General features: G+C 26.7%; 24 protein-coding genes. 19 read left to right on the forward strand and 5 right to left on the reverse strand.

The genetic code is table 11. From position 1 onward, the window contains the following. Window positions 1–73 precede the first annotated feature (73 nt). The 6 genes from T364_RS0105815 to T364_RS0105840 all read left to right on the forward strand — a co-directional run bounded on the left by T364_RS0105815 (window position 74) and on the right by T364_RS0105840 (window position 6,439). On the forward strand, window positions 74–1,261 hold the full coding sequence (locus T364_RS0105815) for a M24 family metallopeptidase (RefSeq protein ID WP_027128740.1): 1,188 nt from the start codon (window positions 74–76) through the stop codon (window positions 1,259–1,261). Window positions 1,262–1,263: 2 nt separating this feature from the next. Then, complete coding sequence (locus T364_RS0105820; RefSeq protein ID WP_027128741.1) at window positions 1,264–2,220, forward strand: LysR substrate-binding domain-containing protein; 957 nt, start codon at window positions 1,264–1,266, stop codon at window positions 2,218–2,220. Window positions 2,221–2,446: 226 nt separating this feature from the next. Continuing rightward, complete coding sequence (locus T364_RS0105825) at window positions 2,447–3,445, forward strand: uroporphyrinogen decarboxylase family protein (RefSeq protein WP_027128742.1); 999 nt, start codon at window positions 2,447–2,449, stop codon at window positions 3,443–3,445. A 37-nt stretch (window positions 3,446–3,482) separates the two neighbouring features. Beyond that, a complete protein-coding gene (locus T364_RS0105830) occupies window positions 3,483–4,460 on the forward strand; it encodes a tripartite tricarboxylate transporter substrate binding protein (RefSeq protein ID WP_027128743.1) in 978 nt (325 codons plus the stop codon). Window positions 4,461–4,500: 40 nt separating this feature from the next. After that, window positions 4,501–4,938 carry a tripartite tricarboxylate transporter TctB family protein gene (locus T364_RS0105835; protein ID WP_027128744.1) on the forward strand — a complete coding sequence of 146 codons (438 nt, stop codon included), beginning with the start codon at window positions 4,501–4,503 and terminating at the stop codon, window positions 4,936–4,938. A gap of 16 nt (window positions 4,939–4,954) precedes the next feature. Then, window positions 4,955–6,439 (forward strand): tripartite tricarboxylate transporter permease, encoded by a 1,485-nt coding sequence (locus T364_RS0105840; RefSeq protein WP_027128745.1) that lies wholly within the window; start codon window positions 4,955–4,957, stop codon window positions 6,437–6,439. A 64-nt stretch (window positions 6,440–6,503) separates the two neighbouring features. Here T364_RS0105840 and asnA read toward each other — a convergent pair whose 3' ends face one another. From asnA to T364_RS0105855, 3 genes are all read right to left on the reverse strand, one after another. Further along, window positions 6,504–7,499 carry an aspartate--ammonia ligase gene (asnA, locus tag T364_RS0105845; RefSeq protein WP_027128746.1) on the reverse strand — a complete coding sequence of 332 codons (996 nt, stop codon included), beginning with the start codon at window positions 7,497–7,499 and terminating at the stop codon, window positions 6,504–6,506. A 619-nt stretch (window positions 7,500–8,118) separates the two neighbouring features. After that, window positions 8,119–9,012, reverse strand: a complete 894-nt coding sequence (locus tag T364_RS0105850; RefSeq protein ID WP_027128747.1) for a pyridoxamine kinase — start codon at window positions 9,010–9,012, stop codon at window positions 8,119–8,121. Between the two features lie 8 nt (window positions 9,013–9,020). Beyond that, window positions 9,021–9,947, reverse strand: coding sequence for a radical SAM protein (locus T364_RS0105855; protein ID WP_027128748.1), 927 nt, complete (start codon window positions 9,945–9,947; stop codon window positions 9,021–9,023). A 274-nt stretch (window positions 9,948–10,221) separates the two neighbouring features. Between T364_RS0105855 and T364_RS0105860 the strand changes: the two genes are divergently transcribed. From T364_RS0105860 to T364_RS0105885, 6 genes are all read left to right on the forward strand, one after another. Then, the gene (locus T364_RS0105860; RefSeq protein ID WP_027128749.1) at window positions 10,222–11,376 is read left to right on the forward strand and encodes an ABC transporter substrate-binding protein; all 1,155 of its coding nucleotides are present in this window, start codon (window positions 10,222–10,224) and stop codon (window positions 11,374–11,376) included. Between the two features lie 56 nt (window positions 11,377–11,432). Continuing rightward, entirely contained in the window at window positions 11,433–12,326 is an 894-nt protein-coding gene (locus T364_RS0105865) for a branched-chain amino acid ABC transporter permease (RefSeq protein WP_027128750.1), read from the forward strand. Window positions 12,327–12,330: 4 nt separating this feature from the next. Then, window positions 12,331–13,464, forward strand: coding sequence for a branched-chain amino acid ABC transporter permease (locus T364_RS10570; RefSeq protein WP_051532666.1), 1,134 nt, complete (start codon window positions 12,331–12,333; stop codon window positions 13,462–13,464). Beyond that, entirely contained in the window at window positions 13,464–14,297 is an 834-nt protein-coding gene (locus T364_RS0105875; protein ID WP_027128751.1) for an ABC transporter ATP-binding protein, read from the forward strand. Before T364_RS10570 ends, T364_RS0105875 begins: the two co-directional genes overlap by 1 nt. Next, on the forward strand, window positions 14,290–15,006 hold the full coding sequence (locus T364_RS0105880; RefSeq protein WP_027128752.1) for an ABC transporter ATP-binding protein: 717 nt from the start codon (window positions 14,290–14,292) through the stop codon (window positions 15,004–15,006). The genes T364_RS0105875 and T364_RS0105880 overlap by 8 nt, the downstream gene beginning before the upstream one ends. 448 nt (window positions 15,007–15,454) lie before the next feature. After that, window positions 15,455–16,303: a TonB-dependent receptor gene (locus T364_RS0105885; protein ID WP_027128753.1), complete on the forward strand. Its 849-nt coding sequence runs from the start codon at window positions 15,455–15,457 to the stop codon at window positions 16,301–16,303. 116 nt (window positions 16,304–16,419) lie between these two features. Here T364_RS0105885 and T364_RS0105890 read toward each other — a convergent pair whose 3' ends face one another. Next, on the reverse strand, window positions 16,420–17,016 hold the full coding sequence (locus T364_RS0105890; protein WP_027128754.1) for a master DNA invertase Mpi family serine-type recombinase: 597 nt from the start codon (window positions 17,014–17,016) through the stop codon (window positions 16,420–16,422). A gap of 254 nt (window positions 17,017–17,270) precedes the next feature. After that, window positions 17,271–18,125, reverse strand: a complete 855-nt coding sequence (locus T364_RS0105895; protein WP_027128755.1) for a porin family protein — start codon at window positions 18,123–18,125, stop codon at window positions 17,271–17,273. Window positions 18,126–18,234: 109 nt separating this feature from the next. Here T364_RS0105895 and coaE point away from each other — a divergent pair, with 109 nt between their 5' ends. From coaE to T364_RS0105930, 7 genes are all read left to right on the forward strand, one after another. Beyond that, window positions 18,235–18,828 carry a dephospho-CoA kinase gene (coaE, locus tag T364_RS0105900; RefSeq protein WP_027128756.1) on the forward strand — a complete coding sequence of 198 codons (594 nt, stop codon included), beginning with the start codon at window positions 18,235–18,237 and terminating at the stop codon, window positions 18,826–18,828. Window positions 18,829–18,839: 11 nt separating this feature from the next. Further along, the gene (locus T364_RS0105905) at window positions 18,840–21,008 is read left to right on the forward strand and encodes a peptidase U32 family protein (RefSeq protein WP_027128757.1); all 2,169 of its coding nucleotides are present in this window, start codon (window positions 18,840–18,842) and stop codon (window positions 21,006–21,008) included. 1 nt (window position 21,009) lies between these two features. Further along, window positions 21,010–21,507: a phosphatidylglycerophosphatase A family protein gene (locus T364_RS0105910; protein ID WP_147386030.1), complete on the forward strand. Its 498-nt coding sequence runs from the start codon at window positions 21,010–21,012 to the stop codon at window positions 21,505–21,507. Between the two features lie 20 nt (window positions 21,508–21,527). After that, a complete protein-coding gene (locus T364_RS0105915) occupies window positions 21,528–22,733 on the forward strand; it encodes a competence/damage-inducible protein A (RefSeq protein ID WP_027128759.1) in 1,206 nt (401 codons plus the stop codon). A 2-nt stretch (window positions 22,734–22,735) separates the two neighbouring features. Beyond that, window positions 22,736–23,281 carry a helix-turn-helix domain-containing protein gene (locus tag T364_RS0105920; RefSeq protein WP_027128760.1) on the forward strand — a complete coding sequence of 182 codons (546 nt, stop codon included), beginning with the start codon at window positions 22,736–22,738 and terminating at the stop codon, window positions 23,279–23,281. A gap of 22 nt (window positions 23,282–23,303) precedes the next feature. After that, a complete protein-coding gene (locus tag T364_RS0105925) occupies window positions 23,304–25,817 on the forward strand; it encodes a fatty acid kinase ATP-binding subunit FakA (RefSeq protein ID WP_027128761.1) in 2,514 nt (837 codons plus the stop codon). A gap of 68 nt (window positions 25,818–25,885) precedes the next feature. Beyond that, the coding region (locus T364_RS0105930) for an ArsB/NhaD family transporter (RefSeq protein WP_027128762.1) at window positions 25,886–26,373 on the forward strand (488 nt) is incomplete at its 3' end.

Consider the following 26,373-nt stretch of genomic DNA (forward strand, 5'->3'; position numbering starts at 1 on the left):
GATGAAATAATTGACATCTTTTTAACATATGATATAATTTATCTATAATAAATTAATAAAGAAAGGGATTGTTATGAGTATATTAATAGAGTGTATAAAGAAAAGAATAGAAAACTTAACAAAATTTATGAAAGATAAAAATATAAATTTTATTATAATAAATAATCCTGAAAACATATTCTATTATACTAATTTTAATCCTATTTTATACAGTAATCCTCCTTTTGTAATAATAAAAGATAACGGAGAATGTATAATACTATTACATTCTATAAGAGAATTTCATGCTAAAGGAACAAAAGATTTATATGGTAAAATGTTATTTTATGGATTTTGGGGAGAAACAGAAGTTATTGGAAGAACTTTTCAAGAAGCAATACTAAAAATTTTAGGAATGAAAAAAATAAAACTTGGTATAGAAATGGAAAGCTTTAATTTAAAGACATTCTTTGAATTAAAAGAAAAATTAAATATTGAAAATATTTTTGATATTACAGAATTTATAAAATATCAAAGAATGATAAAAGATATTTATGAGATTGCTTGTATAAAAAAAGCTGCTGAATTAAGTGATTTAGGGGTTCAAACAGTAATAAACTTTCTTGAAAAAGGATATTCAGAAATGGAAGCTTGTACAGAAGCACATTATAAAATGAGAAAAAAATGGCAAGAAAAATATTTTGATTATGAAATAAGTGGTTTTGGAAGTAAAGAAAATGGACAAATTGATTCTTTAAATGTATGGTGTATGTCAAATGAAAGGATAATATATGGATGTGATTGTCCTATAAATTATAAAGTGAAGAGTGGAGATTTGGTTTTGCCTATGGCATGGGCAAGAATAGGTGGATATGCAGCAGAAACAGAAAGAACAATTTTTATTGAAGAATTAACAGAAGAAAAAAATAAACTTTATGAAACAGTTTTGGAAGTAAGAGAAAAAGTATTTTCCATGATAAAACCAAATATTATAATTGAAAATTTATATATAGAAGCAATAAAAATTTTTAGAGAAAAAGGATTTAATAAATTTTTACCTGGAAGAATAGGACATGGAATTGGTTTATCAACTCATGGATTTCCATCTATTACTTTAGGAAATAAGGAAGTATTGAAAGAAAATATGATATTAACTATAGAACCAGGGATAATGATGAAAGAATATGGAATTAGACATTCTGATACAATCTTAATAACAAAAGAAGGATTTGAGTTTTTAACTAAATTAGAGAGAGGAAAAATAAAAATAAATAAGGAGTAAATATGAATTTTACAAATTTAGAATACTTTCTTTTATTAGCAGAAGAATTAAATTTTACTAAAGCAGCGAATAAATTATATATTTCACAACAATCTTTGAGTGTTCATATAGCAAAATTGGAAAAATATTTTAATATAAGGTTATTTGATAGAAATAATCCAATAACTTTAACTCCAGCTGGAAAATGTTTGTATATTAGGGCAAAAGAGATATTCGAAACAAAAAGCATTTTAGAAACAGAAATGAATAATATAAAAAATAATATAATAGATGAAATAACAATAGGAGCGACAATTTCAAGAGGATCTTTAATATTGCCATTTATAATAAAAAAATTTCAAGAAGAGTATCCTTTTACTAAAATAAATATTTTTCAAGAGAGTTCTTCAAAAAAGTTAGAAGAAGCTTTATATAAAGGAAAAGTTGATATTATAATTGGATTTACTCCAAGTGATATAACAGCAATAACTAGTGTATTTTTTTGTAAAGAAGAATTTCTTATAGTAATTCCTAAAAAAATACTTGAAAAATATTTTCCTAATAAAGAAGGAAAGATTATGAAAGAATTTCAAAAAAATTTAGATTTTAATTTATTAAAACAATGTCCTTTTATAAAAATGGATTCAAAAACTTATGCTGGAAAAGTTTTTGATGATATTTTTAAAGAAAGAAAAATAAAGCCAAATGTTCACATAAATATTTCAAATATAGAAACAATGTTATCTTTATGTGAAGAAGGATTAGGAATAATTATTATTCCTAAAATATTTATTACTACACCATTAAGAGAAAAAAATAGAGGAAATTTTGAAGAAAAAAATTATTATTTTTCAATCCAAATCCCAGAAAATAATTTTACAATTTCATTAAGTTATTTAAAAAAGAAAAAATTATCATTTAATGGTAAAGAATTTATTAGAATAGCAAAAGAACTAGCAAAAGAATATAATTTAGAATAATATATATGTTTTTAATATTTAATAAGCTATTAGTATTAAACAAAGACTAATAGCTTTTTTTATTAACAACTAAAAGGTTGTAGTTTGATTAAAGATAAAAATGTTGGATTTATTTATTTTTTTGTCATAAAATAGATTATAAAGTTTATTAAAATTATATAATATTAATATTTCTGCAGAAACTTTATTATTATAGTTATTATTAATCTATAATATGGAGGAAAAAATGAATAAAATAGAAAGAATAAAAGCAGCTATTTCAGGAGAAAAAGTAGATAAACTTCCATATGCTTTTTGGAGTCATTTACCAGGAATAGATTTAGACCCAGAAAGATTGGCAAAAGAAACATATGATTTTTATAAAAAATATGATATAGATTTTGTAAAAACCATGAATAATGGAATGTATTCTATTGAAGATTTTGGATGTAAAGTAGATTATTCACAAGTTCCATTAGGCGGAGTAGCAAAGATTGTAGAAACACCAATTTCTTGTGGAGATGATTGGAAAAAAATAAAAGCTGTTAATATAACAGAAGGATCTTTAGCAAGAGAACTTTATTCTTTAGAAATACTTCTTGATATGCTAAAAAATGAAGAGGTTCCTGTTGTATTTACTGCTTTCAGTCCATTGACTACTGCAGAAAAGTTATCTTCTAAAATGATAAGAAAACATATACAAGAAGGAAAAGGAGAACTTATTCATAAAGCTTTAGAAGAAATAACAAAAACAACTTGTGAATTAGTGAAAAAAGCTATTGAAATGGGAGCTTCTGGAATCTTTTTGGCTTCTCAATTAACTACATTTGACGAAATGACGGAAGAAGAATATCTTGAATATGGAAAACCATATGATTTAAAAGTATTAGAAGCTGCATCAGAAGGGTGGTTTAATGTTATTCATGCTCATGGGAATAATATTATGTTCGATATATTAAAAGATTATCCAGTACAAGTTTTTAACTGGCATGCTTGGGAAACTTTACCAGAAGTAGAAGAAGCTAAAGATTTAACTCATAAGTGTTTAATGGGTGGAATAAAAAGAATGGATATTACAAATTGTAATAAAAATGAAGTTCGGAATCAAATTTATAAATCTATAAAAATATTAAATAGAAAAAGTCATATTTTAACACCTGGTTGTGTTATTAGATACCCATTAAATGAAGAAATGTTAAAATTTGTAAAAATAATTAAAGATGAAATAGAAAATAATCTTAGTTAGATAATAAATATAATTGAATATATATAGGGAGGTTTTTATGAAAATTAAAAAAAGAATTTTGGCATTACTTTTATCTATTTTTACAATATTTGGATTAATTGGTTGTTCTCAAGGAAAGGAAGTAAAAGTTGATCCTAAATATCCTAAGAAACCAGTAGAGGTTATAGTTGGATTTTCTGCTGGTGGAGGAACAGATGCTTGTGCAAGACTTGTATTTCAATATGCTGGAAAATATTTTGGACAAAAATTTGCTATTGTTAATAGACCAGGAGCTTCTGGAGAAATTGCTTGGACTGAATTATCAAAAGCACCTACTGATGGTTATACAATAGGGTTTATTAATCCTCCAACTTTTAATTCTCATCCAGTACAAAGACCAGGATGTAAATATTCTATGGATAGCTTTAAAATAATTGCAAATATGGTTACAGATCCTGCTTGTTTTGTTGTTAGAGCTAATAGTCCAATTAATTCTGTAAATGATTTGTATGATATGGCAAAAAATAAAAATATTTCTATTGGATATTCAGGACCAGGAACATCTGAATCATTAATGTTAAGACAAATAGAAGAAATAAAAAAAATAAATCTTGATAAAATACCTTATGACGGATCAGCACCTTCAGTAGTAGCTTTATTAGGTGGACATGTGGATTCAGTTGTAATGAATGTATCTGAAGCTATTACTTATACAGTAGATGGTTCTTTAAAACTTATTGCTGTTTCTTCAAGAGATAGAGTAGAAGCATTTCCAGAAGTTTCAACATTAGCTGAGCAAGGATTAGAAGTTTATAATGAAGCTTATAGAGGAGTAGCTGCTCCTGCTGGGATACCAGATGAATATATAGCTAAAATAGAAGACTCAATAAAAAAGGCATTACAAGATCCAGAATTTATATCTAAAGCAAAAACTCAAAACTTACCACTAGATTATATGGGATCTGAAGAGTTTACAAATATTATTTTAGGAATAGATTCGACTTTAAGAGAAGAATTTAAAAAAGGAGAATGGTAAAATTTACCATTCTTCATAAATAAAAAATAAGGAGATATCAATGGAAAAATTTCAAAAAAAATATATAGCAGTAATTATAATATATATTGTTACTTTTTCTTTTTTCATTCAATCTTTTTCATTAATAAAAGATGCAGGATTATTTCCAAGATTAATATCAGGAGTATTAATTTTTCTTAATACTCTTTATGCTTTGGAGATATATAGAGGAAAAGATAATAAAAAGAAGAAAAAAGATGATATGTTACCTAATAAATTAGTTGGAATTATAGTTCTTTCTACATTATATGTTATACTTGTTAATTTTTTAGGATATGTTATTACAACATTAATTTATTTACCAGTAACTATGAAATATTTAGGAATAAAAAATAATAAGATTATATTCTTATCCTCTATAATAAGTGTTGTTGTTATTTATTTGTGTTTTGTTACATTGCTTGATGTTCCTATTCCTACAGGAATATTAGGTATATAAGGAGGTATTACGATAAATGGAACATTTTTTTAATGCAATACCTTTGGTATTCAATTTTTCAGCTATTCTTATTTCTCTTTTAGGAGTTGTTTTAGGAATTATTATAGGAGCTTTACCAGGATTATCTTCTACAATGGGAGTAGCTCTTTTTATACCTGTAACATATATGATGAAACCTTCTACAGGATTAGTATTTTTAGGAGCTATATACATGGCTTCAACTTATGGAGGGTCAATATCAGCTATTTTAATTAATACACCAGGAACACCTTCAGCTGTAATAACAGCTCTTGATGGATTTGAATTAACTAAACAAGGAAAAGGAGGAGAAGCTTTATCAATGGCGACAATAGCTTCTGGAATTGGTGGAATTATATCTGTTTTTGCTTTAATGTTTATATCCCCACCACTATCAAAACTTGTTATAAAATTTGGAGCTGCAGAAATGTTTTTATTGTCTATTTTAGGATTGACAATAATTGTAAGTTTATCTAAAGATTCTTTAGTAAAAGGATTAATGGTTGGATTATTTGGAATGTTAATATCTGTTGTAGGAATAGATGGAATAACAGGTGAATACAGATATACTTATGATATTCTTTCTCTTTTTGGTGGGGTAAATACAGTAGCTACAGTTATTGGAGTTTATTCAACATCACAGGTTTTTAAGCTTGCTGCTCAAAAGAGAAGTACTATTCAATATGACTATGATGGGTCAGCAAAACTTAATTTAGTAGGAATAAAAGATATAATAAGAAATTCTTTTAATTTTATTAGATCAGGAATAATAGGAACAATAGTAGGAATTTTACCAGGAGCTGGAGTAAGTATAGCCTCTGCTTTAGCTTATAATGCTTCAAAATCTACTTCAAAAACTCCAGAGCTTTATGGAGAGGGAAGTATAGATGGATTAGCAGCTTCTGAATGCGCTAATAATGGGGTTGTTGGAGGATCACTAGTACCATTATTAACTTTAGGAATACCAGGAAATACAGTATCAGCTGTATTTTTAGGAGGATTAATAATACATGGACTACAACCAGGTCCACAGTTATTTACAAAACATGGAGATATAGCATATGCTTTATTTATAGGATTATTTTTCGCAACAATTTTAATGACAATAGTGGGACTATCAGGAGCAAAAATATTTGCTAAGATATCAGTTATGCCAACTAATGTTATAGCACCTATTATAATGGCTCTTTGTGTAATTGGAGCATTTTCAATTAGTAATAATAGTTTTAATATTTATGTTATGTTCTTCTTTGGACTTTTAGGTTTAGCAATGTCCGAACTAAATTTTTTCCAAGCACCATTTGTTTTAGGATTAGTTTTAGGACCTATAACAGAGCAAGAATTTAGAAGAGCTCTTTTAATTAGTAAAGGAGATTATGGAGTATTTGTAGGAAGTCCTATTTCAATACTATTAGTAATTTCTATTATTGGATTTCTTGTATATCCATATATAAGAGAAGCTAAATTAAAAAAACAAAAGTAATATCTTAAATATTATAGAGAAAAAGGCTTTATAAATCATATGATTTATAAAACCTTTTTTATTTTTATAAGAAATGAGCCCCTAATTTTGCAAAGTCTTCTATCATCTCATCAGGCCAAACAGAAGCTTGAACCTCACCAATATGTAATTTTTCTAAAAAGAACATACATATTCTTGATTGTCCAATTCCTCCACCAATTGTATAAGGAAGTTCTTTATTAAGAAGAGCTTTATGGAAAGGTAATTCTTTTCTTTCTTCATGTCCAGATAATTTTAATTGAGATTCTAAACTTTCTTCACTTACTCTAATTCCCATAGAAGAAATTTCAAGAGCACGCTCAAGAACAGGATTCCAAACAAGAATATCTCCGTTTAAATCCCAATCGTCATAGTCTGGAGCTCTACCATCATGTTTTTCTCCTGATTTTAAAATTTTTCCAATTTGAGAAATAAATACAGCTTTATGTTCTCTAGTAATAGCATCTTCTCTTTCTTTTGGAGTAAGAGTTGGATACATATCTTCTAATTCTTGAGAAGTTACAAAGAAAATATCATAAGGAAGTTTTTTAGAAAAAATAGGGTATTCTCTTATTAAATATTCTTCAGTTTTTCTTAATGCTTTATAAATATCTTTAACTATAGTTTTTAAAGTTTCCATAGTTCTTTCTTCTTTTTTTATAATTAATTCCCAATCCCATTGATCAACATACATAGAATGAATATAATCTAAATCCTCATCCCTTCTTATAGCATTCATATCTGTATAAAGTCCTGTATGAATAGGAAAGTTATATCTTTTTAAAGCCATTCTTTTCCATTTAGCAAGAGAGTGAATAACTTGGAATTCTTCACTTTTATCCCATTTAGTATCAAAAATAACAGGTCTTTCCACACCATTTAAGTCATCATTCATTCCAGAAGATCTTCTAACATAAAGTGGTGCTGAAACCCTTGTTAAATTTAATTCATATGCTAGAGTTCTTTCAAAGTAATCTTTTACTTTTTTTATAGCTACTTCTGTTTCATATAAATCTAGTTTGCAATCATAGTTTTGTATCATATATATCACTCCTTTAAAATTTATTTTTTAATCATTAAAAAAAGCCATTCGTTTATACCCGAATGGCTTGTATCTTAAGAAGGTCGGGTACAAATCATTTTAAATGGAAAATGGATTTGTACCTGAAGTAAATATTACTTAAGTCCAAATCCCGACATATTATTATTGCTATTATTTATTTTATCATTTAAAACAATAACATGTACCTTCATAAACTCTCCTCTAAATCAATTTTGTATGTGATTAGAATACACCTTTTTTTCATAAAAGTCAATATTTTTTTTATTTTTTTAAATATTGGAAGTAAAAATCATTGATATTAAAATATATTTTTAAAAAAAATATAATTTTTTAAAAAAATAGTTTGACAAACTAAGTTTTTTATGATACTATAATATCAAGAAAGAAATATTTCTTCTTTGAAATGATGGTGATAAATTTCAAAGTTATCCGATTTATCTCTCCTAAAATAAATCGGTTCCTACCCTAAACTTTTAAAAAATTGTAGAAAAAGCTGGCTAGTGACGGAGTACAGCTTTTTCTATTTTTTGGAAAAATTAATTTATAACTTATAAAAAAGAAGATATTAGTATGTTATACTTAATATCTTCTTTAATTTTTATTTTTTTCTATTTAAGATTTCATATCCATTTGAAATTACAGGCATATTTAAAATACCCAACATTCTTTCTAATAATATACCTTCTCTAGGTTGATATTTAAATCCATAACTAGCTCTTATACATTGAGTTATAAATTGTGTTCCTCTATCAATAGCTATTGGTAAACTATCTCCTTGTAAAAGGCTACCAATAACAACACTAGTATAACAATCTCCTGTTCCAGGATAAGAAGCAGGAATGTATTTACATCTTATTTTCCAGAAAACATCATTTTCTCTATCATATGCAATAACATTAGAATATTTTTCATTAGCTATAGTTTCACTTTCAGGTACACTAGTAGCAATAACTATCTTAGGACCTACCTTTGATAATTGGATTAAATAATCTTTTACTGTTTCTTCATCAATATTTTCTACATACTCTTTATTAAGTAATAAACAAACTTCAGTAAAGTTAGGAGTAATTATATCAGCTTTAGTAATTAATTTTTTCATTTCTTCAACCATTTCATTACCCATTGTACTATATAATTTTCCACTATCACCAAGAACAGGGTCAATAACAGTAAGATTATTTTTATGTCCAAAACGGTCTATAAACTTAGAAACTATATCTATTTGTTTATGAGAACCTAGGAACCCAGAATAGATACAATCAAATTCTAGATCTAATTTAGACCAATGTTCCATCATCTTTTCCATATTATCAGTTAAATCAATGAAACTAAAATCAGTAAATCCTCCTGTATGAGTAGATAAAATTGCAGTAGGAAGAGGGCAAACTTGAATTCCCATAGTTGATAAAATAGGTATAATATTTGTAAGGGAAGCTCTTCCAAAACCAGATAAATCGTGAATAGCAGCAACTTTTTTTACTATTTTTTCCATAATATCTCCTATTTAACTCTATAAGTTTTTATTCCTTTATAATTGATTATATTAAATTTAGAATCCTTTTCAATTTTATTTATCATTTTATCAATTTCAGTAACTTTTCTGCTTTCTAAAAAACTTCTTAATTCAAATTGATTCATAGGATGTCTTTTACAAAGACTTAATACAGCCTCATAATCATCTAGTATTTCACTAAAGAAAGAGCCAGAACTTAACATATCAATAGATATTCCACCTAATTCTTCAACAGCATATTGCATTTTTTCTTTACTAATCATATTAACATCTGGTTCAGCAGGTGGTCTAACACAAGTATTAAGATAAACTCTTGTATATTTTATTTTTTCTAATAATTTTTTATATTCAGCAATAGATTCTTTACTATCATTAATACCATCAAGTAACATAATTTCTAACCAAAGTTCACCTTCATATAGATGAGAAAATTCGATAATTCCTTTAAGAGTTTCATCAAATTTTATTTTTCCATAAGGTCTATCTATTTTTTTAGAAATTTCTTCATTGTATCCATTGATAGATGGTAAAACTATATCAGCTTCCATTAAATCTTCTTGAACTTTTTTATCGTTTAATAAAGCGCCATTAGTAATAACAGCTACAGGTTTATCAGTTAATTTTTTTAATTCTCTGACAAGTTCTCCTAATCTAGAATAAAGAGTTGGTTCTCCCTCTCCTACTACAGTTACTACATCAAAAACATCTGAATTTTTAAGATAAACCTTAAATTCATTAATAATATCTTCTAATTTAAAAAACTCTTGTCTTTCATTAGTCATTTTGTTAGTTCTTCCTAATTGACAATAAATACAAGAATAATTACAAGTTTTCTGAGGTATAGGACTAACTCCTAGAGATTTTCCTAGTCTTCTAGAAGGAATAGGACCATATACAAATTTTAAAGTTTCCATATTTTCCTCCTTTAAATAAATATCATTTCGCTCAATTATATCACAGAGTTACTAAAAAATCTATAATATAAATTTTAGGAAAAAATATTTTTTATCAAGAATTTAATTTTAGTACAAAAGTACTAAAAAAATGTGCCATATTTATTCAATAGAAAAGAAATAAAAAAAAAGCTTGAAATTCCTATAAAAAAGTGATAAAGTATCATCAATCTTTAATTTAAAGACAAATGTTCTTAAAATAGAAACATAAATTTTAAAAGGGGAAGTGATTTTTATGAAAAAGAAATTTTTAGCATTAATTTTAGCTTTAGGAGTCATATCAGGAATTTTGACAGGTTGTGGTGGAAAAGAAGAAGTTAAAGAAGATGTTATTAAAATAGGAGTTTTTGAACCTCTTACAGGAGAAAATGGTGGAGGAGGTTCTCAAGAAGTTGATGGAATAAAATATGCAAATAAAGTTTATCCAGAAGTTTTAGGAAAAAAAGTAGAATTAGTTATAGTTGATAATAAATCTGATAAGGCTGAGGCTTCAGTAGCAGCTACTCGTTTGGTAGAAAAAGAAAAAGTTGCTGCTGTAATAGGTTCTTATGGATCTGGAGTTTCAATAGCAGCTGGAGATATATTTAAAAATGCCAAAGTTCCAGCTATGGGAGCTTCTTGTACAAATCCAATGGTAACAGAAGGAAACGAATTTTATTTCCGTACTTGTTTCTTAGACCCATTCCAAGGTAAAGTTATGGCACAATATGCTATTGAAAAAGGAAATAAAAAAGCAGCTATAATAACTCAAATAGGAGATGATTATTCAACAGGATTAGGAAATTTCTTTAAAGAAGCCTTTACAAAATTAGGAGGAGAAATAGTTTATCATGGAGAATTCCAAACAAATGAACAAGATTTTAACTCAATATTAACAAATGTAAAAGCTTCAGGAGCTGAAGTAATATTTGCTCCTTCATCAATAGCTTCAGCTGGATTAATTATAAAACAAACAAGAGCTTTGGGTATTGAGGCTCAAATAATGGCTGGGGATACTTGGGAAAATATAGCAATAATAGATGTAGCTGGAGAATCAGCTGAGGGAGTTGTAATTTCTACATTCTTTGATGAACATAATACATTAGCTACAGAAGAAGCTAAAAAATTTGTCAAAGGATTTAAAGAATATTTAGGTGGACCAGATGAAATAATTCCAGCTGTAGCTTCTTTAGGATATGATGCTTATGTAGTAATATTGAATGCTATAAAACAGGCTGGAAGTACTGATGGAGAGGCTATAAGAAAGGCTTTAGTAGATATGAAAGGTGTAGAAGGAGTAACAGGAGTTTATTCATTTGATGAAAATGGAGATGCTAAAAAAGATATGGCAGTAATAAAAATAGTAAAAGATGGAAAATTCCAATATATAGATACAGTAGTAGTCAAATAAATTAAAACCCCCTCTTTTAAGAGAGGGGGTTCTTAAATATATTAGGGAGGGAAAATATGGACCTATCAACACTTGTACAACATATTATAAATGGTATTTCATTGGGAAGTCTTTATGCTCTTATAGCAATAGGATATACAATGGTATACGGAATTTTATTACTTATAAATTTTGCTCATGGAGATATTTTTATGATGGCAGGTTATTTTATGATATTTTCAGTAATAAATTTTGGTTTACCATTTTTTATAGCTATTCCTTTAGTATTAATATTAACAGTATTATTAGGGATAATATTGGAAAGAACAGCTTATAGACCTCTTAGAAATGCTCCAAGAATGTCGATAATGATATCAGCTATAGGAGCTTCTTATTTTTTAGAGAATTTAGCTACATATTTATTTACAGGAGTACCAAAAAGATATCCAGAAATTACTTGGTTAACAAAAATAGTTACTTTTGGTGATGTTTCTTTTCAAGTAGTTACAATAATAACTCCTATAGTAACAATGATTTTGTTATTTGGATTGATGACATTAGTTAATAAAACAAAGGTTGGTATGGCCATGAGAGCAGCCTCTAAAGATTATGAGGCAGCTAGATTAATGGGAATAAAAATAAATTGGATAATAGGAATAACTTTTGTAATAGGGTCATTTTTAGCAGCAATTGGTTCTATATTATGGGGAAGCAAATATCCAAGTGTTTATCCTTTAGTAGGAATGATGCCAGGATTAAAATGTTTTATAGCAGCTGTTTTTGGAGGAATAGGAAATATTCCAGGAGCTGTATTAGGAGGATTAACTTTAGGATTAGGTGAGGCTTTATTAGTGGCTTTTATACCTAGTATGACAGGATATCGTGATGCATTTGCTTTCATATTATTAATTATAATATTAATAGTTAAACCTAATGGATTATTAGGTGAAAAAGTAACTGATAAGGTGTGATATTATGGAAAAAAAATTATCAAATAAGATAAAAAATATATGTACAATAATTTTAGTTATTTTAAGTATTTTTATATTATTTCTTTTTGATAGAGAAATAATAGGAGATGCTTATTTAAGAAGAATATTAAATTTATCAGCTATCTATGCAATAATAAGTGTATCTATGAATTTAGTTAATGGATTTACAGGATTATTTTCATTGGGACAAGCTGGATTTGTGGCTATTGGGGCTTTTAGTGTGGCTGTATTTACAGTTCCAGAAAAATATATACAATCTATATTTTATATAAAACCTATGGCGCCATGGTTAGTAGAAATGAGATTACCTTTTGTAGTAGCTTTACTTATTGGAGGCTTAATAGCTGGAATTTTGGCCTTTTTAATAGGATATCCTATTCTTAGATTAAAAAGTGATTATTTAGCTATAGCTACTTTAGGATTTTCAGAAATTATAAGAATAGTACTAACAAATATGCAAACTATAACAAATGGAGCTTTGGGAATAAATAGAATACCTCCTATGAGATCTATGTTCATACCTTTTGGAATAGCTGTAATTTGTATAGGAATGATGGTTTTATTAATAAATTCAAGTTATGGAAGAGCTTTTAAGGCTATAAGAGAGGATAATATAGCAGCAGAATCTATGGGAATAAATTTAGCTTTACATAAAAATTTATCTTTTGCCATAAGTGCCTTTTTTAGTGCCATAGCTGGGGGACTTTATGCTGCTTTACTTACTACAGTAGACCCAAAACAATTTTATTTCACTTTTACATATAATTTCTTATTAATAATTGTTTTTGGTGGAATAGGAAGTGTAACAGGTTCAGTAATAGCTTCATTTGTAGTAACTTATGGTTTAGAGTGGTTACGTATATTTGATGAACCGTTGATAATCGGTGGAGTCACAATACCGTTTTTTAGAGCTGGACTTAGAATGGTAATATTTTCATTATTATTAATGATAATAGTTTTATTTTTTAGAAAAGGACTTATGGGAAATAAAGAATTTTCATGGGATGGAATATATAATTTCTTGTTAAGAATAAAAATATCTATAAAACAAAAAAGATATGATAAGATGAGAGTTTATGTAAGAAAACCCTTAAAAAATAAGGGAGGGGATAAGTAATGAGTGTACTAAGATTAAATGATATAACAATGCAATTTGGAGGAGTAGTAGCAGTAAATAACTTATCCTTAAATGTAGAAAAAGGTGAAATAGTAGCTTTAATAGGTCCAAATGGAGCTGGAAAAACAACAGCTTTTAATGTAATTACAGGAGTTTATTCTCCTACAAATGGAGAAATTTCATTTAATGATAATTGTATAATAAGTAATTTTCCTAAAGGAAATATGAAAAAAAATTATAGAGGTGAAAATTTAGGAAAATATACAAAAACTATAGAATATACTCCAGATAAAATAACAAAACTAGGAATAGCTAGAACATTTCAAAATATTAGACTTTTTAAAAATTTAACAGTATTTGAAAATGTATTAATAGCTACTCATATGAGGTCAAAAGCTAATTTAGTTTCAGCCATTTTTAGATTAAATTATAAAGAAGAAAAGAAAAATAGAGAAGAAACTTTGAAACTTTTAGAAATAGTAGGATTATTAAGTGTAAAAGATGAAATAGCCAGTTCCTTACCTTATGGAAAACAAAGAAGATTAGAAATAGCTAGAGCTCTAGCTACAAAACCAGAACTTTTATTACTTGATGAACCAGCAGCTGGAATGAATCCACAAGAAACAAATGAATTGACCAAATTTATAAAAGATATAAAAGAAAAATTTGATTTAACAGTCTTTATGATAGAACACCATATGGATTTAGTAATGGAAATATCTGATAGAATATATGTTTTAGATTTTGGAAAATTAATAGCTTCAGGAACTCCTAAAGAAATTCAAAATAATAAAAGAGTAATAGAGGCATATTTGGGGGTAGAAAATGAATAATGAATTATTAAAAATAACAAATTTAAGTGTAACTTATGGTGGGATTGAAGCTGTTAAGGATATAAGTTTTTCTGTACCAGAGGGAAAAATTGTGACTTTAATAGGAAGTAATGGAGCTGGAAAAAGTTCTACTCTTAGGTCAATTGTAGGACTGGAAAAACCCAAAACAGGAAAAATAGTTTTTGATGGATTAATATTAAATAATTTTACAACTGATGAGATAGTTGGCGAAGGTATAACATTAGTTCCAGAGGGAAGAAGAGTTTTTGATAATTTAACTGTAGAAGAAAATTTAAAAATAGGAGCTTATTTAAGAAAAGATTCTATAAAAGAGGATTTAGAATGGGTATATGGAATATTTCCTAGATTAAAAGAACGTTTATGGCAAAAAGCTGGAACTTTATCAGGTGGAGAACAACAAATGTTGGCTATAGGTAGAGCCTTAATGCTTAGACCTAAACTAATAATGATGGATGAGCCGTCTCTTGGATTAGCTCCCATTGTTGTTCAAGAAGTTTTTAAAATAATAAAAGATATAAGTAAACAAGGTGTAACTATTTTGTTGGTAGAACAAAATGCTAATCAAGCCTTAAAAGTAGCTGATATAGGTTATGTTATGGCTACAGGAAAAATAGTTATGAAAGGAAGTGGAAAAGAATTATTAGATAATGAAGAAATTAAAGAAGCTTATTTAGGAAAGAAAAAATAAAAAGATATGTATAATAGTAATAATTAAAAAGATTTAAGTTAAAAAAAGAAATAAAATGGTATAAATTAAAATATTGTATTAAAAAAAAACGATTAATACTTTAAATAAAAAAAGTGTGGAAAAATCTAAAAAAATACTAAAAATATTAGATATAAAAAATAAATAAGTTATCTTTGGTTAAATATAAAAAATATATATTGAAATAAAATTCAAAAAATAAATAAAAATCATTATAAAAATTTATGTATATATAAAACATTTAATTATAATACTTTATATATAAAAAAGAAATAAAACTAAGAGGTTGTCTTAAAAAAAACAAAAAAAGTTTAAAAAAAAACAAAAAAAAGGTTTACAAAATATAAAAAATAATGTATCATTAAGTTAAAGATGGAAAAAATAACACATCTTAAAATAAATTATGATAATTTAAGGAGGAAATTTAATTATGAAAAAATTAGCACTTTTATTAGCAGCAGTTGGAATGGTATCAGCAGTAGCTTACGCAGCACCTGAATTAAAAGTTACATCAGTAGGACAAGAAATTGAAATAGAAAACTGGTCAAATGGTCCAGATTTAGATGAAGTTAACTTATTTAATAATGTTGGATTAGCTTATGGAGATTGGACATTTGGTTTACAAGCTGGTAAACAATGGGCTATAAACTTTGATGATACTAAAGATGTAACTAGTAAAAATCATAGATTACAAATAGATGTTTGGAAAAAAGTAACTGATGATTTAAAATTAGGATTTAGATATAGAGGAACTTCTTCTTATGATAGATACTATGCTAGATGGGACTGGTCAAATGGAATGTTATGGTCAGCTGGAGATGTTTGGTATGAATCATATAACGGAAATAAAACTGACTGGTTAAAAACAGAAATATTCCCAATTGGATTAAAATATGGAGTATTTAAAGTAGGATATTTCTTAAATTATAATACTTTAATGGGTGGAGCAGATGTTAATGATAATGATGAATATATTGAACATCAAATAAGAGCATATGCTACTCTTTATAAAACAGATAGATTAACTTTAACAGCTGAAGGTAGATTTACTATTTCTGCTGATGAAAAATATAATGGAGTAAAACCTCATAGAGAATATGATGATTTTGGAAGAAATAGATTATATTTAGGTGCTGATTATAAAGTTACTGAAAATTTAAATGTTTATGGAAAATTTGGATATGAATATAGAGAATGGAGATTAGAAGATAACGCAATAGACGACCATACTCAAAAAATATATCAAGATATCATAGTTGGATGGTCTTATAAATTCTAATAAAAAATAAAAGGAGAGGAAATTTATTTTCCTCTCTTTTTCCTAATATACTATGTGAAAGTAATTAAAATAATTTTGGTAACATCTCTTTTGTTACCTTTTTTATTTTAACTATGTTATTTTTCAATATAATTTTTTATAAATTTTGATAATGTTCCTCTGTCTACTTTTAATTTTCGAGCTATTTCACTTTTAGAAACTTTTTCTTTTAAAAGTTTTTTTATAGTTTCTTCTTTTCCTGTTAATTTAACTTTTTTAGCCTTTCCTAAAGGACGCCCCAATCTAATTCCTTCAGCTTTTTTCCTAGCTAAAGCTTCTTTTGTTCTTTGACTTATAAGATTTCTTTCTATTTCAGCTGATAATCCAAAGGCAAAAGCTAAAACTTTGCTTTGAATATCATCCCCTAAGCGATAATTATCTTTTATAGTCCATACTCTGCACTCTTTAGTCATACAAATATTTAAAATTTCCATTATCATAAAAAGATTTCTTCCAAGTCTAGAAAGTTCAGAATAAATTATTAAATCTCCTTTTGTTACTTTTTTCAAAAGTCTTCCTAATTTTCTTTTGTCATAATTTTTTGTTCCACTAATAGTTTCTTCAATCCATCCATTAATAGTTAGTTTTTCTTTTTGACAAAACTTAATTATTTCAAATCTTTGATTTTCAACAGTTTGTTTATCACTACTAACTCTTATATATCCATATACCATTTCCCCACCTTTCACATAGTTATTATATATTTTAATATTTTTTTGATAAAAATAAAATATATAAATTTATGTAAATATAAGTTATTGCCTATTATTAGCATTAATTTGGAAATGGCTAATTGTTATTTTGTAACTTTGAATTTTTACTGAATATGGATATCTAGAATTTTAGTTATAAGTTTAAATGAATAACAAGAGAAAAAGAGAGACCGAAGTCTCTCTAATATTTTCCCTTATATTAAATTTTAATTAAATTAGAATTTATATGTCCATCCAAATCCTAATTCTCCATAATAGTCATCAGCTTTAGGAGCTACTTCATGTTCGTCATATTTATTGAACTCATATTGATAGTATCCAGAAAGAGTTAAATTTTCTGTTAAAGTATAAGCTGCATTTGCTATAACGATATGTCTATTATTTTCAACTCCATCTTTTCCTTCTGGTGTTTTTACATCTTGTAAAAATTGATATCTATATTCAGCACCAACTTTTAAATTTTCTGTAGTATAAATAGTTCCTCTTACTCTAATTTGATTTCTATAATCATGAGCAGAAGCATCTCCAGTATATTTTGTATATTCTAACCAATAAGCTAATTGAACAGGACCATATGTTATTTGTAATGGTTCTCCATCCATAAAGAATGCATCTTGCCCTCCAGTAGTATTATTAAATTGATATCCTGGAGCTATATTTCCAGTAAACATTCCAAATTTATAAGAAACTGGTATTTGGAATCTATCATAATCTTTTTGAGCTCTCCATTTTAATCCTGCTGAATAATCTCCTATTTTTTTAGAAGCAACTATTTCTAATCTATGATTTGAAGAATTAAATCCATCAGAAACAGTTTCCCCTTTAGAATTTTTCCAATCTTCTGTAGAAACAGACCATCCTTTTCTAGCTAATAAATTAAAAGACCAATCATCATATGCTAAATTTACTTTATTAGCAATATAAACATTTTCTCCTATATTTTCATTTCCAGAAGTATTTTCTACTACGAAATCTTGTCCTACTGATGTTACTGTTAACTCAGGTGCTGCGTAAGCTACTGCTGATACCATTCCAACTGCTGCTAATAAAAGTGGGTTTATTTTTATCAATTTTTATAATAATTTTTCAAAAAATAAAATAACACTTTTTGATATTTTTTTATTGAAAAATTATAAAAAAACAATTAAAATATACTGATAAATATTATAGGAGGAAAAAATGATAATAGGTCTTACAGGTGGGATAGCTAGTGGAAAATCAACAGTAAGTAATATTTTAAATAAAATTGGAATAAAAATAGTAGATGCTGATAAAATTTCAAAAGAATTATCCAATAGAGAAGATGTAATAAAAGAAATTCAAGAAAAAATTTCCATGGATGTATTAAATGATGAAAATAAATTAGATAGAATAAAATTAAAAAATATAGTTTTTAATAATAAAGAAAAATTAAATATTCTTAATGAAATTTTTCATCCTAAAATAAGAGAAGAATTTAAAAAAATCAAGTTAAATTCTCATAAACGTGATATAATAATATTTGATGTACCTTTACTATTTGAAACTGGAATGTATAAATTATGTGATAAAAATATATTAGTTTATGTAGATAAAGATATTCAAATTAATAGATTGATGTTAAGAGATAACATTACAAAAGAACTTGCTGAAAAAATAATAAATTCACAAATGAGTTTAGAAGAAAAAAAAGAAAAATCAGATATTCTTATAAATAACAATAAAACTATTGAAGAATTGGAAATAAAAGTTATGAAAATTTATAATATTTTATTAAAAGAGATAGAGGAATAATTGGAGGAAAAATGAAAATAGTAGCCCCAGCAGGTAATTTAGAAAGATTTTATTCAGCAGTTAATGCTGGAGCAGATGAAATCTATATGGGAATAAAAGGATTTGGAGCTAGAAGAAATGCTCAAAATTTTACTTTAGAAGAATATAAAGAGGCTATAGACTATGCCCATAAAAGAGGGAGTAGAATATTTCTTACTCTTAATACATTGATGAAAAATGTAGAGATAGATTTTTTATATACAAATTTAAAAGCTTTATATGAATATGGATTAGATGCTATTATTGTTCAAGATTTAGGATATTTTAGATTTATAAAAGAAAATTTTCCAGATATAGATATTCATGGAAGTACTCAGATGACAGTGGCCAATCATGTAGAAGCAGAATATTTAAAAAGTTTAGGATTTAAAAGGGTTGTATTACCAAGAGAGATGACTTTTGAAGAGATAAAAAGTATAAGAGAAAAAACAGATATAGAACTAGAAGTCTTTGTTTCAGGAGCTCTTTGTATATCTTATTCTGGAAATTGTTATATGAGTAGTTTTATAGGTGGAAGAAGTGGAAACAGGGGAATGTGTGCCCAACCTTGTAGAAAACTATATACAAAAGATAGTAAATGTAACTTTTTATTAAGCCCTAAAGACCAACTTATGGGATTAGAAGAGATACAAAAATTAAAAGAGATAGGTATAAATAGTATAAAAATTGAAGGAAGAATGAAAGAAAAAACATATGTTAATGAAGCAGTAACATATTTTAGAGATATGATAGATAATATAAATAGAGAAGAAAAGCTTTCTAAGATTTTTAATAGAGGATATTCAAAAGGATATTTTTATAAAGAGACTGTTTCAGAAGATATTATGAATAAAAATTATTCTGCTACAATAGGAAATCCTATTGGAATAATTAGTGGTAAAGAATTATTATTAGAAGATAGAATAATGTTAGGTGACGGAATAACATATCTTTCAAAAGATTATGAAATTTTAGGTGGAGAATACATCAATAGAATAGAAAAGAAAAATCAAAAAGAGAAATATAAAGAGGCAGTAGAGGGAGAAAAAATAATTTTGAAAAATGCTCCTAAAGGGTCTAAGTTTATATTTAAGAATTTTGATAAAAAAGTAATAGATGAAGTTACTGCTAGATTAAAAGAGGAAAATAAAAAAGAAAATGTTGAGTTAACTTTTGAAGGAAGATTAGGAGAAAAACCTCTTTTAAAAGGAAAAGTAATAAATAGTAGAGGGCAAGAAATTTATAGTGAAATTATAGGAGAGAGTTTAATAGAAGTAGCAAGTAAAAAAAGTGCTGATTCTAAAAATATTGAAGAAAAACTTTGTGAAACTGGAGAAACAGTATTTAAAGTTTCTAAATGTAATGTGTATATAGATAATAATATTTTCTTGCCTATATCAATTTTAAAAGAACTTAGAAGAAATTTATTAAAAGAATTAGAAGAAAAATTAGTATTAAGTTATAGAAGAAATTTAGGAGAAAGAGAAATATTTAAGATTCAAGTTGAAAAAGATGAAATAAAAACTCCTGAAATTTCAGTTATGGTAACAACAAAAGAACAAGAAGAAATTGTAAAAGAATTAGGAATAGAAAAAATTTATCATAGAGGATATGATGTAGCAAAAGAGGGAAATTTAAAATATATTAATATAAATGAAAAACTTGCTACAAACCTTTATCAAATATTAAAAAATACAAATAAAGATGTAACAGTAGGTTGGAATTTAAATGTTGGAAATATTTATTCTCTAAATGAGTTTGCTAAGATTCCTAATGTAAAAACTATTATAATTTCTCCAGAGTTAAAATATGAAGAAATAGAAAATATTGGAAAAGTTCCTGTAAGAAAAGCAATGTTAGGATATTCTAAATTAAAGGGAATGTATATTGAATTAGATATATTAAAAGATAAAGAAACATTTAAAAATGAACAGGAAGATTTATTTATTTCAAGAATAAATCCTTTAGGAAATAATGAGATTTATTTCAATAAACCTTTAAATGTTTTGAGTCAAGTAAAAAGGTTAGGAAAACTTGGTATAGATGAAGTTGTTATAGAACTTTTAGATGAAATTAAAGAGGAAATAGAGGAAATAATCAGAAATATAGATAAAAAAGAAAATATATATAGTCCATATAATTATGAGAGAGGAGTATATTAAAATGAAAACAATGACAATTAGAAATTTAGCTACTTGGTTTGGGCTAGGAGATATGCCTAAGGCACCAGGAACTTTTGGGACTTTAGGAGCAATTCCTTTATATATAGGAATAAATTTTTTAAGAAATATTTTTCCAAATATAACTTTGTATAATTCATTTTATTTTATGTTTTTAATGACTTTTTTTGCATTATCAGTTTATGTGTCAGATATTAGTGAAAGAGTTATATTTCAAAAAGAAGATCCACAACAAGTTGTAATAGATGAAGTTTTAGGGTATATGACTACTTTATTCTTAGTTAATCCTGTAGGAGTGAAAGAATTTTTAGTAGCTATTGGTTTGGCCTTTGTTATTTTTAGATTTTTAGATATAACAAAAATAGGACCAATAGATAAAGTACAAGACTTAAAAGATGGAATAGGTGTCACAATGGACGACTTCTTAGCTGGAGTTATAGGAAACTTTATATTACTTTGTATATGGACATTTATATTTTAAGATAAAAGGGAGATAGTGATATGAAGGCTAGTATAATTCTTGTAGGAACAGAACTATTAAGTGGTGGAACTGTAGATACAAATAGTATATTTATGGCAGAAGAACTTAATAAATATGGGATAGAAATAAAATATAAACTGACAGTAAAAGATACAATAGAAGATATTATGATAGCTTTAGAATTTGCTAGAAAAAATAGTGATTTAATAATAACTTCTGGGGGGGTAGGACCAACTATTGATGATATAACAAAAGATGCTGTAGCAAAATTTTTAGGAAAAAGAATTATTGTTGATGAAGAAGATTTCAAAGTAATGAAACAAAAATTTGATGAAAGAAAATTAAAATATACTCCAAATAATATAAAACAAGTGGAAAAACCAGAAGGAGCAGTATCAATAGAAAATCAAGTTGGAATGTGTCCAGCTGTTTATGTAGATGATATAGTATCTTTTCCAGGAGTTCCATCAGAAGTATATGATATGTTTCCTAGATTTTTAAAATGGTATGCAGAGGAAAAGAAACTTCTTATAGATGAAATATATATAAAAGATTTATTGGTATATGGTTTAGGAGAATCTTATCTTGACCAACAAATAAGTGAACTTTTTACAGAAGAAGGAATTGATTATGAATTCTTAGTGAAAGATTTTGGTATAATTATCAGATTACAAGGAAAAAATAGTAATAAAAACATAGTAGAAAAAATTTCTGAAAAGATATATAATATAATAGGCGACAATATTTTTGGAGAAGGAAATGATAGATTAGAAAACTTAGTTATCACCAAACTAAAAGAGAAAAAACTATCACTTTCAGTTGCTGAATCTTGTACAGGAGGATTACTTGCAGGAAAAATTGTCAGTGTTTCTGGAGCTTCAGAAGTATTTAAAGAGGGGTTAGTAACTTATAGTAATGAAGCTAAAATGGAAAAATTAGGAGTTAAAGAGGAAACATTAAAAAAATATGGAGCTGTAAGTGAAGAAACAGCTTTAGAAATGGTTAAAGGACTAAAAACTGATGTAGGAGTTTCTGTGACAGGAATAGCAGGGCCTTTAGGGGGAACAAAAGAAAAACCAGTAGGTTTAGTTTATTTTGGACTAAAAGTAAAAGATAATTTTAAGGTTGAAAAAAGAATATTGGTAGGGCCAAGAAATAAGATTAGGGAAAGAGCAACATTACAAGGTTTATTTTATTTAAATAAAATGTTGAAAGGAAATGCTTAATTATGACTATAGGAGAAAAAATAAAAAAACATAGAACAGAAAAAGGTTTTTCACTAAGAGAATTGGCAAAAAAAGTCGATTTGTCAGCTAGTTTTTTATCACAAATAGAGCAAGGAAAAGCTTCACCATCAATAGAAAATTTAAAAAAAATAGCTAATAATTTAGAAGTAAGAGTGAGTTATCTTATAGAAGAAGAGGAAAAATTAGAAACTTTTCATGTAAAAAAAGAAGATATAAAATATGTAGAAAGTATAGATTCTAAGACTTCTATAGGACTTTTAACATCATCTAAATTAGAAAAAGATATGGAACCAATTATATATGAAATAAAACCTGGCGGAGAAAGTGGAAGAGGATTTTTTAATCATCATGGTGAAGAATTTATTTATATAATAGAGGGAAATTTAGATATTTATATAGAAAATCAGGTTACTACTTTAAATGAAGGAGATAGTTTTTATTTTAAATCTACTTTGAATCATAGATTTAAAAATAATGGAAAAAAATTAACAAGAGCTATTTGGGTAGTAAGTCCACCTACATTTTAATAATTAAAAATTTGGAGGAAAAATGGAGTTAAAAATAGAAGTTTTAAATGCAATGAGATTAACTAAACTTCTTATTGCAGCAAGTAGATGGTTATCAAGACATGCTGATGTATTAAATGATTTAAATGTATATCCAGTTCCAGATGGAGATACTGGTACAAATATGTCAATGACATTACAAGCAGTAGAAAACCAACTTGTAAAACTAAATTATGAGCCAAAAATGGCAGAACTTTGTGAAATAGTATCAGAATCAATTTTACTTGGAGCTAGGGGGAACTCTGGAACAATTTTATCTCAAATTATTCAAGGGTTTTTAATGGGAATTCAAGAAAAAGAAGAAGCTACAGTAGAGGATGTAATTAGAGCTTTTGGACAAGCTAAAGAAAAAGCTTATAAAGCGGTAAGTAATCCTGTAGAAGGAACAATTTTAACAGTAATAAGAAAAGTAGCAGAAGCAGCTGAAAATTATGAAGGAGATAAAAAAGATTTTATTCCATTTTTAATTTATTTAAAAAATATTTCAGCAGAAGCTGTAGAGGAAACACCAACTCTTTTACCAAAATTAAAAGAAGCTGGAGTAGTTGATGCTGGTGGAAAAGGAATTTTCTATATTCTAGAAGGATTTGAAAAATCTATTACAGACCCTCAAATGTTAGAAGATTTAGAAAGAATAATACAATCTCAATCTAAAAGAAGAGAGATGTTAGATTCTACAGCAATGGAAATGGAAGATATAAAATTTAAATATTGTACAGAATTTATAATAGAAAATGGAAGTTTTAATTTAGAAGAATACAAAGAAAAAATAAGTCAATATGGAGATTCTATTGTTTGTGCTCAAACTTCTAAAAAAACAAAAACACATATTCATACAAATAATCCAGGTATCATACTAGAAATAGCTTGTGCTTTAGGAAGTTTATCTAATATGAAAATAGAAAATATGGAAATTCAACACCATAATAATAAATTATTCAAAGAAGAAGACTACACTTTAGTACAACAAAATATCTTAATTAGAAATGAGAATGCTAGACCAGTAGGATATTTTGCCATAGCAGATACTAAAGAAATGGGAGAAATTTTCTTAAATATAGGAGCAGCTGGAGTTTTAATAGGAGGACAAACAAATAATCCAAGTGTAGCTGATATTGAAGAGGGAATTAAAAAATTAGATGCTCAAAAAATAATTGTTTTACCAAATAATAAAAATATAATCTCAGCAGCTAAGATAGCAGCTGAAAGGTCAAATAAAGAGGTTACAGTTTTAGAAACTAAATCTATGCTTGAAGGTCATTATTTAATAAAAAATAAAGATTTAAAAATAGAAAGTGTTATTGAACATTTAAGTGTAAATACTTCTATTGAAATTACAAAAGCTGTTAGAGATACAAGAGTAGATAATTTAGAAATAATTAAAGGAAATTATATAGCTATTGTAAATGGAAAAATAAAAGAAACTAATTCAAGTTTACAAAATTTAATATTGACATTAAAATCTAAATATTTGACTGAAAATACTTTAAATGTATTAGTATCTTTAGGAAAAAATGTAGATGAAGAAATGACAGTAGAGTTAAAAGATGTTCCTCAAGGAATTAGATATGAAGAAATTAATTGTAAACAGGAAAATTATTACTATTATATTTATATAGAAAATAGAGATCCTAAATTACCAGAAATAGCTATTGTAACAGATTCTACGTCTGACTTATCAGAGGAAATGATAAGAGAATATCCTAACTTGGAAATAATACCTTTAAAAGTTAAGTTAGATGGAGATAATTATTATAGAGATGGAGTAGATATCAGTAAACAAGAATTTTGGAAAAAAATAGTAGAAGGTGGGCAATTACCAAAAACTTCTCAACCATCTCCAGCAGAATTTAAGTCTCTTTATGAAAAATTATTTGCAAAAGGATATAAGAAAATTATATCAATTCATATTTCAGGAAAATTAAGTGGAACCCAACAAGCTGCTAGAGTAGCAAGAGGAATGTTAAATAGAGAGGAAGATGTAGTTATCTTAGATTCTAAAACTGTTACATTTGCTTTGGGACATCTAGCAATAGAGGCTTCAAAAATGGCTATGGAGAAAAAATCTTTAAAAGAAATTATAGATTGGTTAGAAGAATCTAAAGAATTAATGAAAGTTTATTTTGTTGTAAAAGATTTAGACTATTTACAAAGAGGTGGAAGAATAGGTAGGGCCTCAGCTCTTATAGGTGGAATATTTAGAGTGAAACCTGTTCTTAAAGTTGAAAATGGAGAAGTTTCTGTAGAAGCAAAAGTTTTAGGAGAAAAGGGAGCTCTTCTTCATATGGAGAAAATTATTAAATCAGCTAAAACTTCAATAATTTTATACACAGGTTGGGGTGGAAATCAAAGTTGTTTAAGCAGTGCTGATAGTTTAAAAACTATAGCTGAAAGATTTAAAAAAGTAGATTATAGAGGAAGAGTTGAAATAGGAGCTGTAATAGGTTCGCATGCAGGTCCTGTATATGGAATAGGAATAATGGATAAAATTAGATAATAAAATTTTAAGGACTCGTTAAGAGTCCTTTCTGTATTTAATTATAATAGATGTTTGGAGGAGAAAGTATGTTAATGTTAATTGGTATACTAATCTTTTTGGTTACTTTCTATTTTATTATAACAGAAAAATATCCAAAATCTTTAGTGTCTATTATTGGTGGTGGACTAATGGTTGTTATCAGAATTTTAAATGAAGAACAAGCATTAGAAGTTGTTGGTTATAATCTTGAAATTCTAGTTCTTTTAATTGGAATGATGATTATTGTTGAAATTATGTCTGAAACAGGAATTTTTCAGTGGATAGCTATAAAATTAGCTCAAGTAGTTAAAGGAGACCCTATTAAAATTTTGGTTCTTCTATCTATTGTTACAGCTACTTGTTCAGCTTTTTTAGATAATGTTACCACTATTCTTTTAATAGTTCCTGTAACTATTTTCTTAGCTAATAGGTTAAAATTAGACCCTAAACCATTTGTATTAATGCAAATATTTATGTCTAATATTGGTGGAACAGCTACAATGATAGGAGACCCACCTAACTTAATTATTGGAAG

The organism is Fusobacterium perfoetens ATCC 29250 (assembly GCF_000622245.1).
GTDB lineage: Bacteria > Fusobacteriota > Fusobacteriia > Fusobacteriales > Fusobacteriaceae > Fusobacterium_B > Fusobacterium_B perfoetens.

What these genes read in the sequence shown, in the direction of transcription:
- T364_RS0105815 (WP_027128740.1), top strand. Translation starts at nt 74, where the DNA reads ATGAGTATATTAATAGAGTGTATAAAGAAAAGAATAGAAAACTTAACA.
- T364_RS0105820 (WP_027128741.1), top strand. Translation starts at nt 1,264, where the DNA reads ATGAATTTTACAAATTTAGAATACTTTCTTTTATTAGCAGAAGAATTA.
- T364_RS0105825 (WP_027128742.1), top strand. Translation starts at nt 2,447, where the DNA reads ATGAATAAAATAGAAAGAATAAAAGCAGCTATTTCAGGAGAAAAAGTA.
- T364_RS0105830 (WP_027128743.1), top strand. Translation starts at nt 3,483, where the DNA reads ATGAAAATTAAAAAAAGAATTTTGGCATTACTTTTATCTATTTTTACA.
- T364_RS0105835 (WP_027128744.1), top strand. Translation starts at nt 4,501, where the DNA reads ATGGAAAAATTTCAAAAAAAATATATAGCAGTAATTATAATATATATT.
- T364_RS0105840 (WP_027128745.1), top strand. Translation starts at nt 4,955, where the DNA reads ATGGAACATTTTTTTAATGCAATACCTTTGGTATTCAATTTTTCAGCT.
- asnA (WP_027128746.1), bottom strand. Translation starts at nt 7,499, where the DNA reads ATGATACAAAACTATGATTGCAAACTAGATTTATATGAAACAGAAGTA.
- T364_RS0105850 (WP_027128747.1), bottom strand. Translation starts at nt 9,012, where the DNA reads ATGGAAAAAATAGTAAAAAAAGTTGCTGCTATTCACGATTTATCTGGT.
- T364_RS0105855 (WP_027128748.1), bottom strand. Translation starts at nt 9,947, where the DNA reads ATGGAAACTTTAAAATTTGTATATGGTCCTATTCCTTCTAGAAGACTA.
- T364_RS0105860 (WP_027128749.1), top strand. Translation starts at nt 10,222, where the DNA reads ATGAAAAAGAAATTTTTAGCATTAATTTTAGCTTTAGGAGTCATATCA.
- T364_RS0105865 (WP_027128750.1), top strand. Translation starts at nt 11,433, where the DNA reads ATGGACCTATCAACACTTGTACAACATATTATAAATGGTATTTCATTG.
- T364_RS10570 (WP_051532666.1), top strand. Translation starts at nt 12,331, where the DNA reads ATGGAAAAAAAATTATCAAATAAGATAAAAAATATATGTACAATAATT.
- T364_RS0105875 (WP_027128751.1), top strand. Translation starts at nt 13,464, where the DNA reads ATGAGTGTACTAAGATTAAATGATATAACAATGCAATTTGGAGGAGTA.
- T364_RS0105880 (WP_027128752.1), top strand. Translation starts at nt 14,290, where the DNA reads ATGAATAATGAATTATTAAAAATAACAAATTTAAGTGTAACTTATGGT.
- T364_RS0105885 (WP_027128753.1), top strand. Translation starts at nt 15,455, where the DNA reads ATGAAAAAATTAGCACTTTTATTAGCAGCAGTTGGAATGGTATCAGCA.
- T364_RS0105890 (WP_027128754.1), bottom strand. Translation starts at nt 17,016, where the DNA reads ATGGTATATGGATATATAAGAGTTAGTAGTGATAAACAAACTGTTGAA.
- coaE (WP_027128756.1), top strand. Translation starts at nt 18,235, where the DNA reads ATGATAATAGGTCTTACAGGTGGGATAGCTAGTGGAAAATCAACAGTA.
- T364_RS0105905 (WP_027128757.1), top strand. Translation starts at nt 18,840, where the DNA reads ATGAAAATAGTAGCCCCAGCAGGTAATTTAGAAAGATTTTATTCAGCA.
- T364_RS0105910 (WP_147386030.1), top strand. Translation starts at nt 21,010, where the DNA reads ATGAAAACAATGACAATTAGAAATTTAGCTACTTGGTTTGGGCTAGGA.
- T364_RS0105915 (WP_027128759.1), top strand. Translation starts at nt 21,528, where the DNA reads ATGAAGGCTAGTATAATTCTTGTAGGAACAGAACTATTAAGTGGTGGA.
- T364_RS0105920 (WP_027128760.1), top strand. Translation starts at nt 22,736, where the DNA reads ATGACTATAGGAGAAAAAATAAAAAAACATAGAACAGAAAAAGGTTTT.
- T364_RS0105925 (WP_027128761.1), top strand. Translation starts at nt 23,304, where the DNA reads ATGGAGTTAAAAATAGAAGTTTTAAATGCAATGAGATTAACTAAACTT.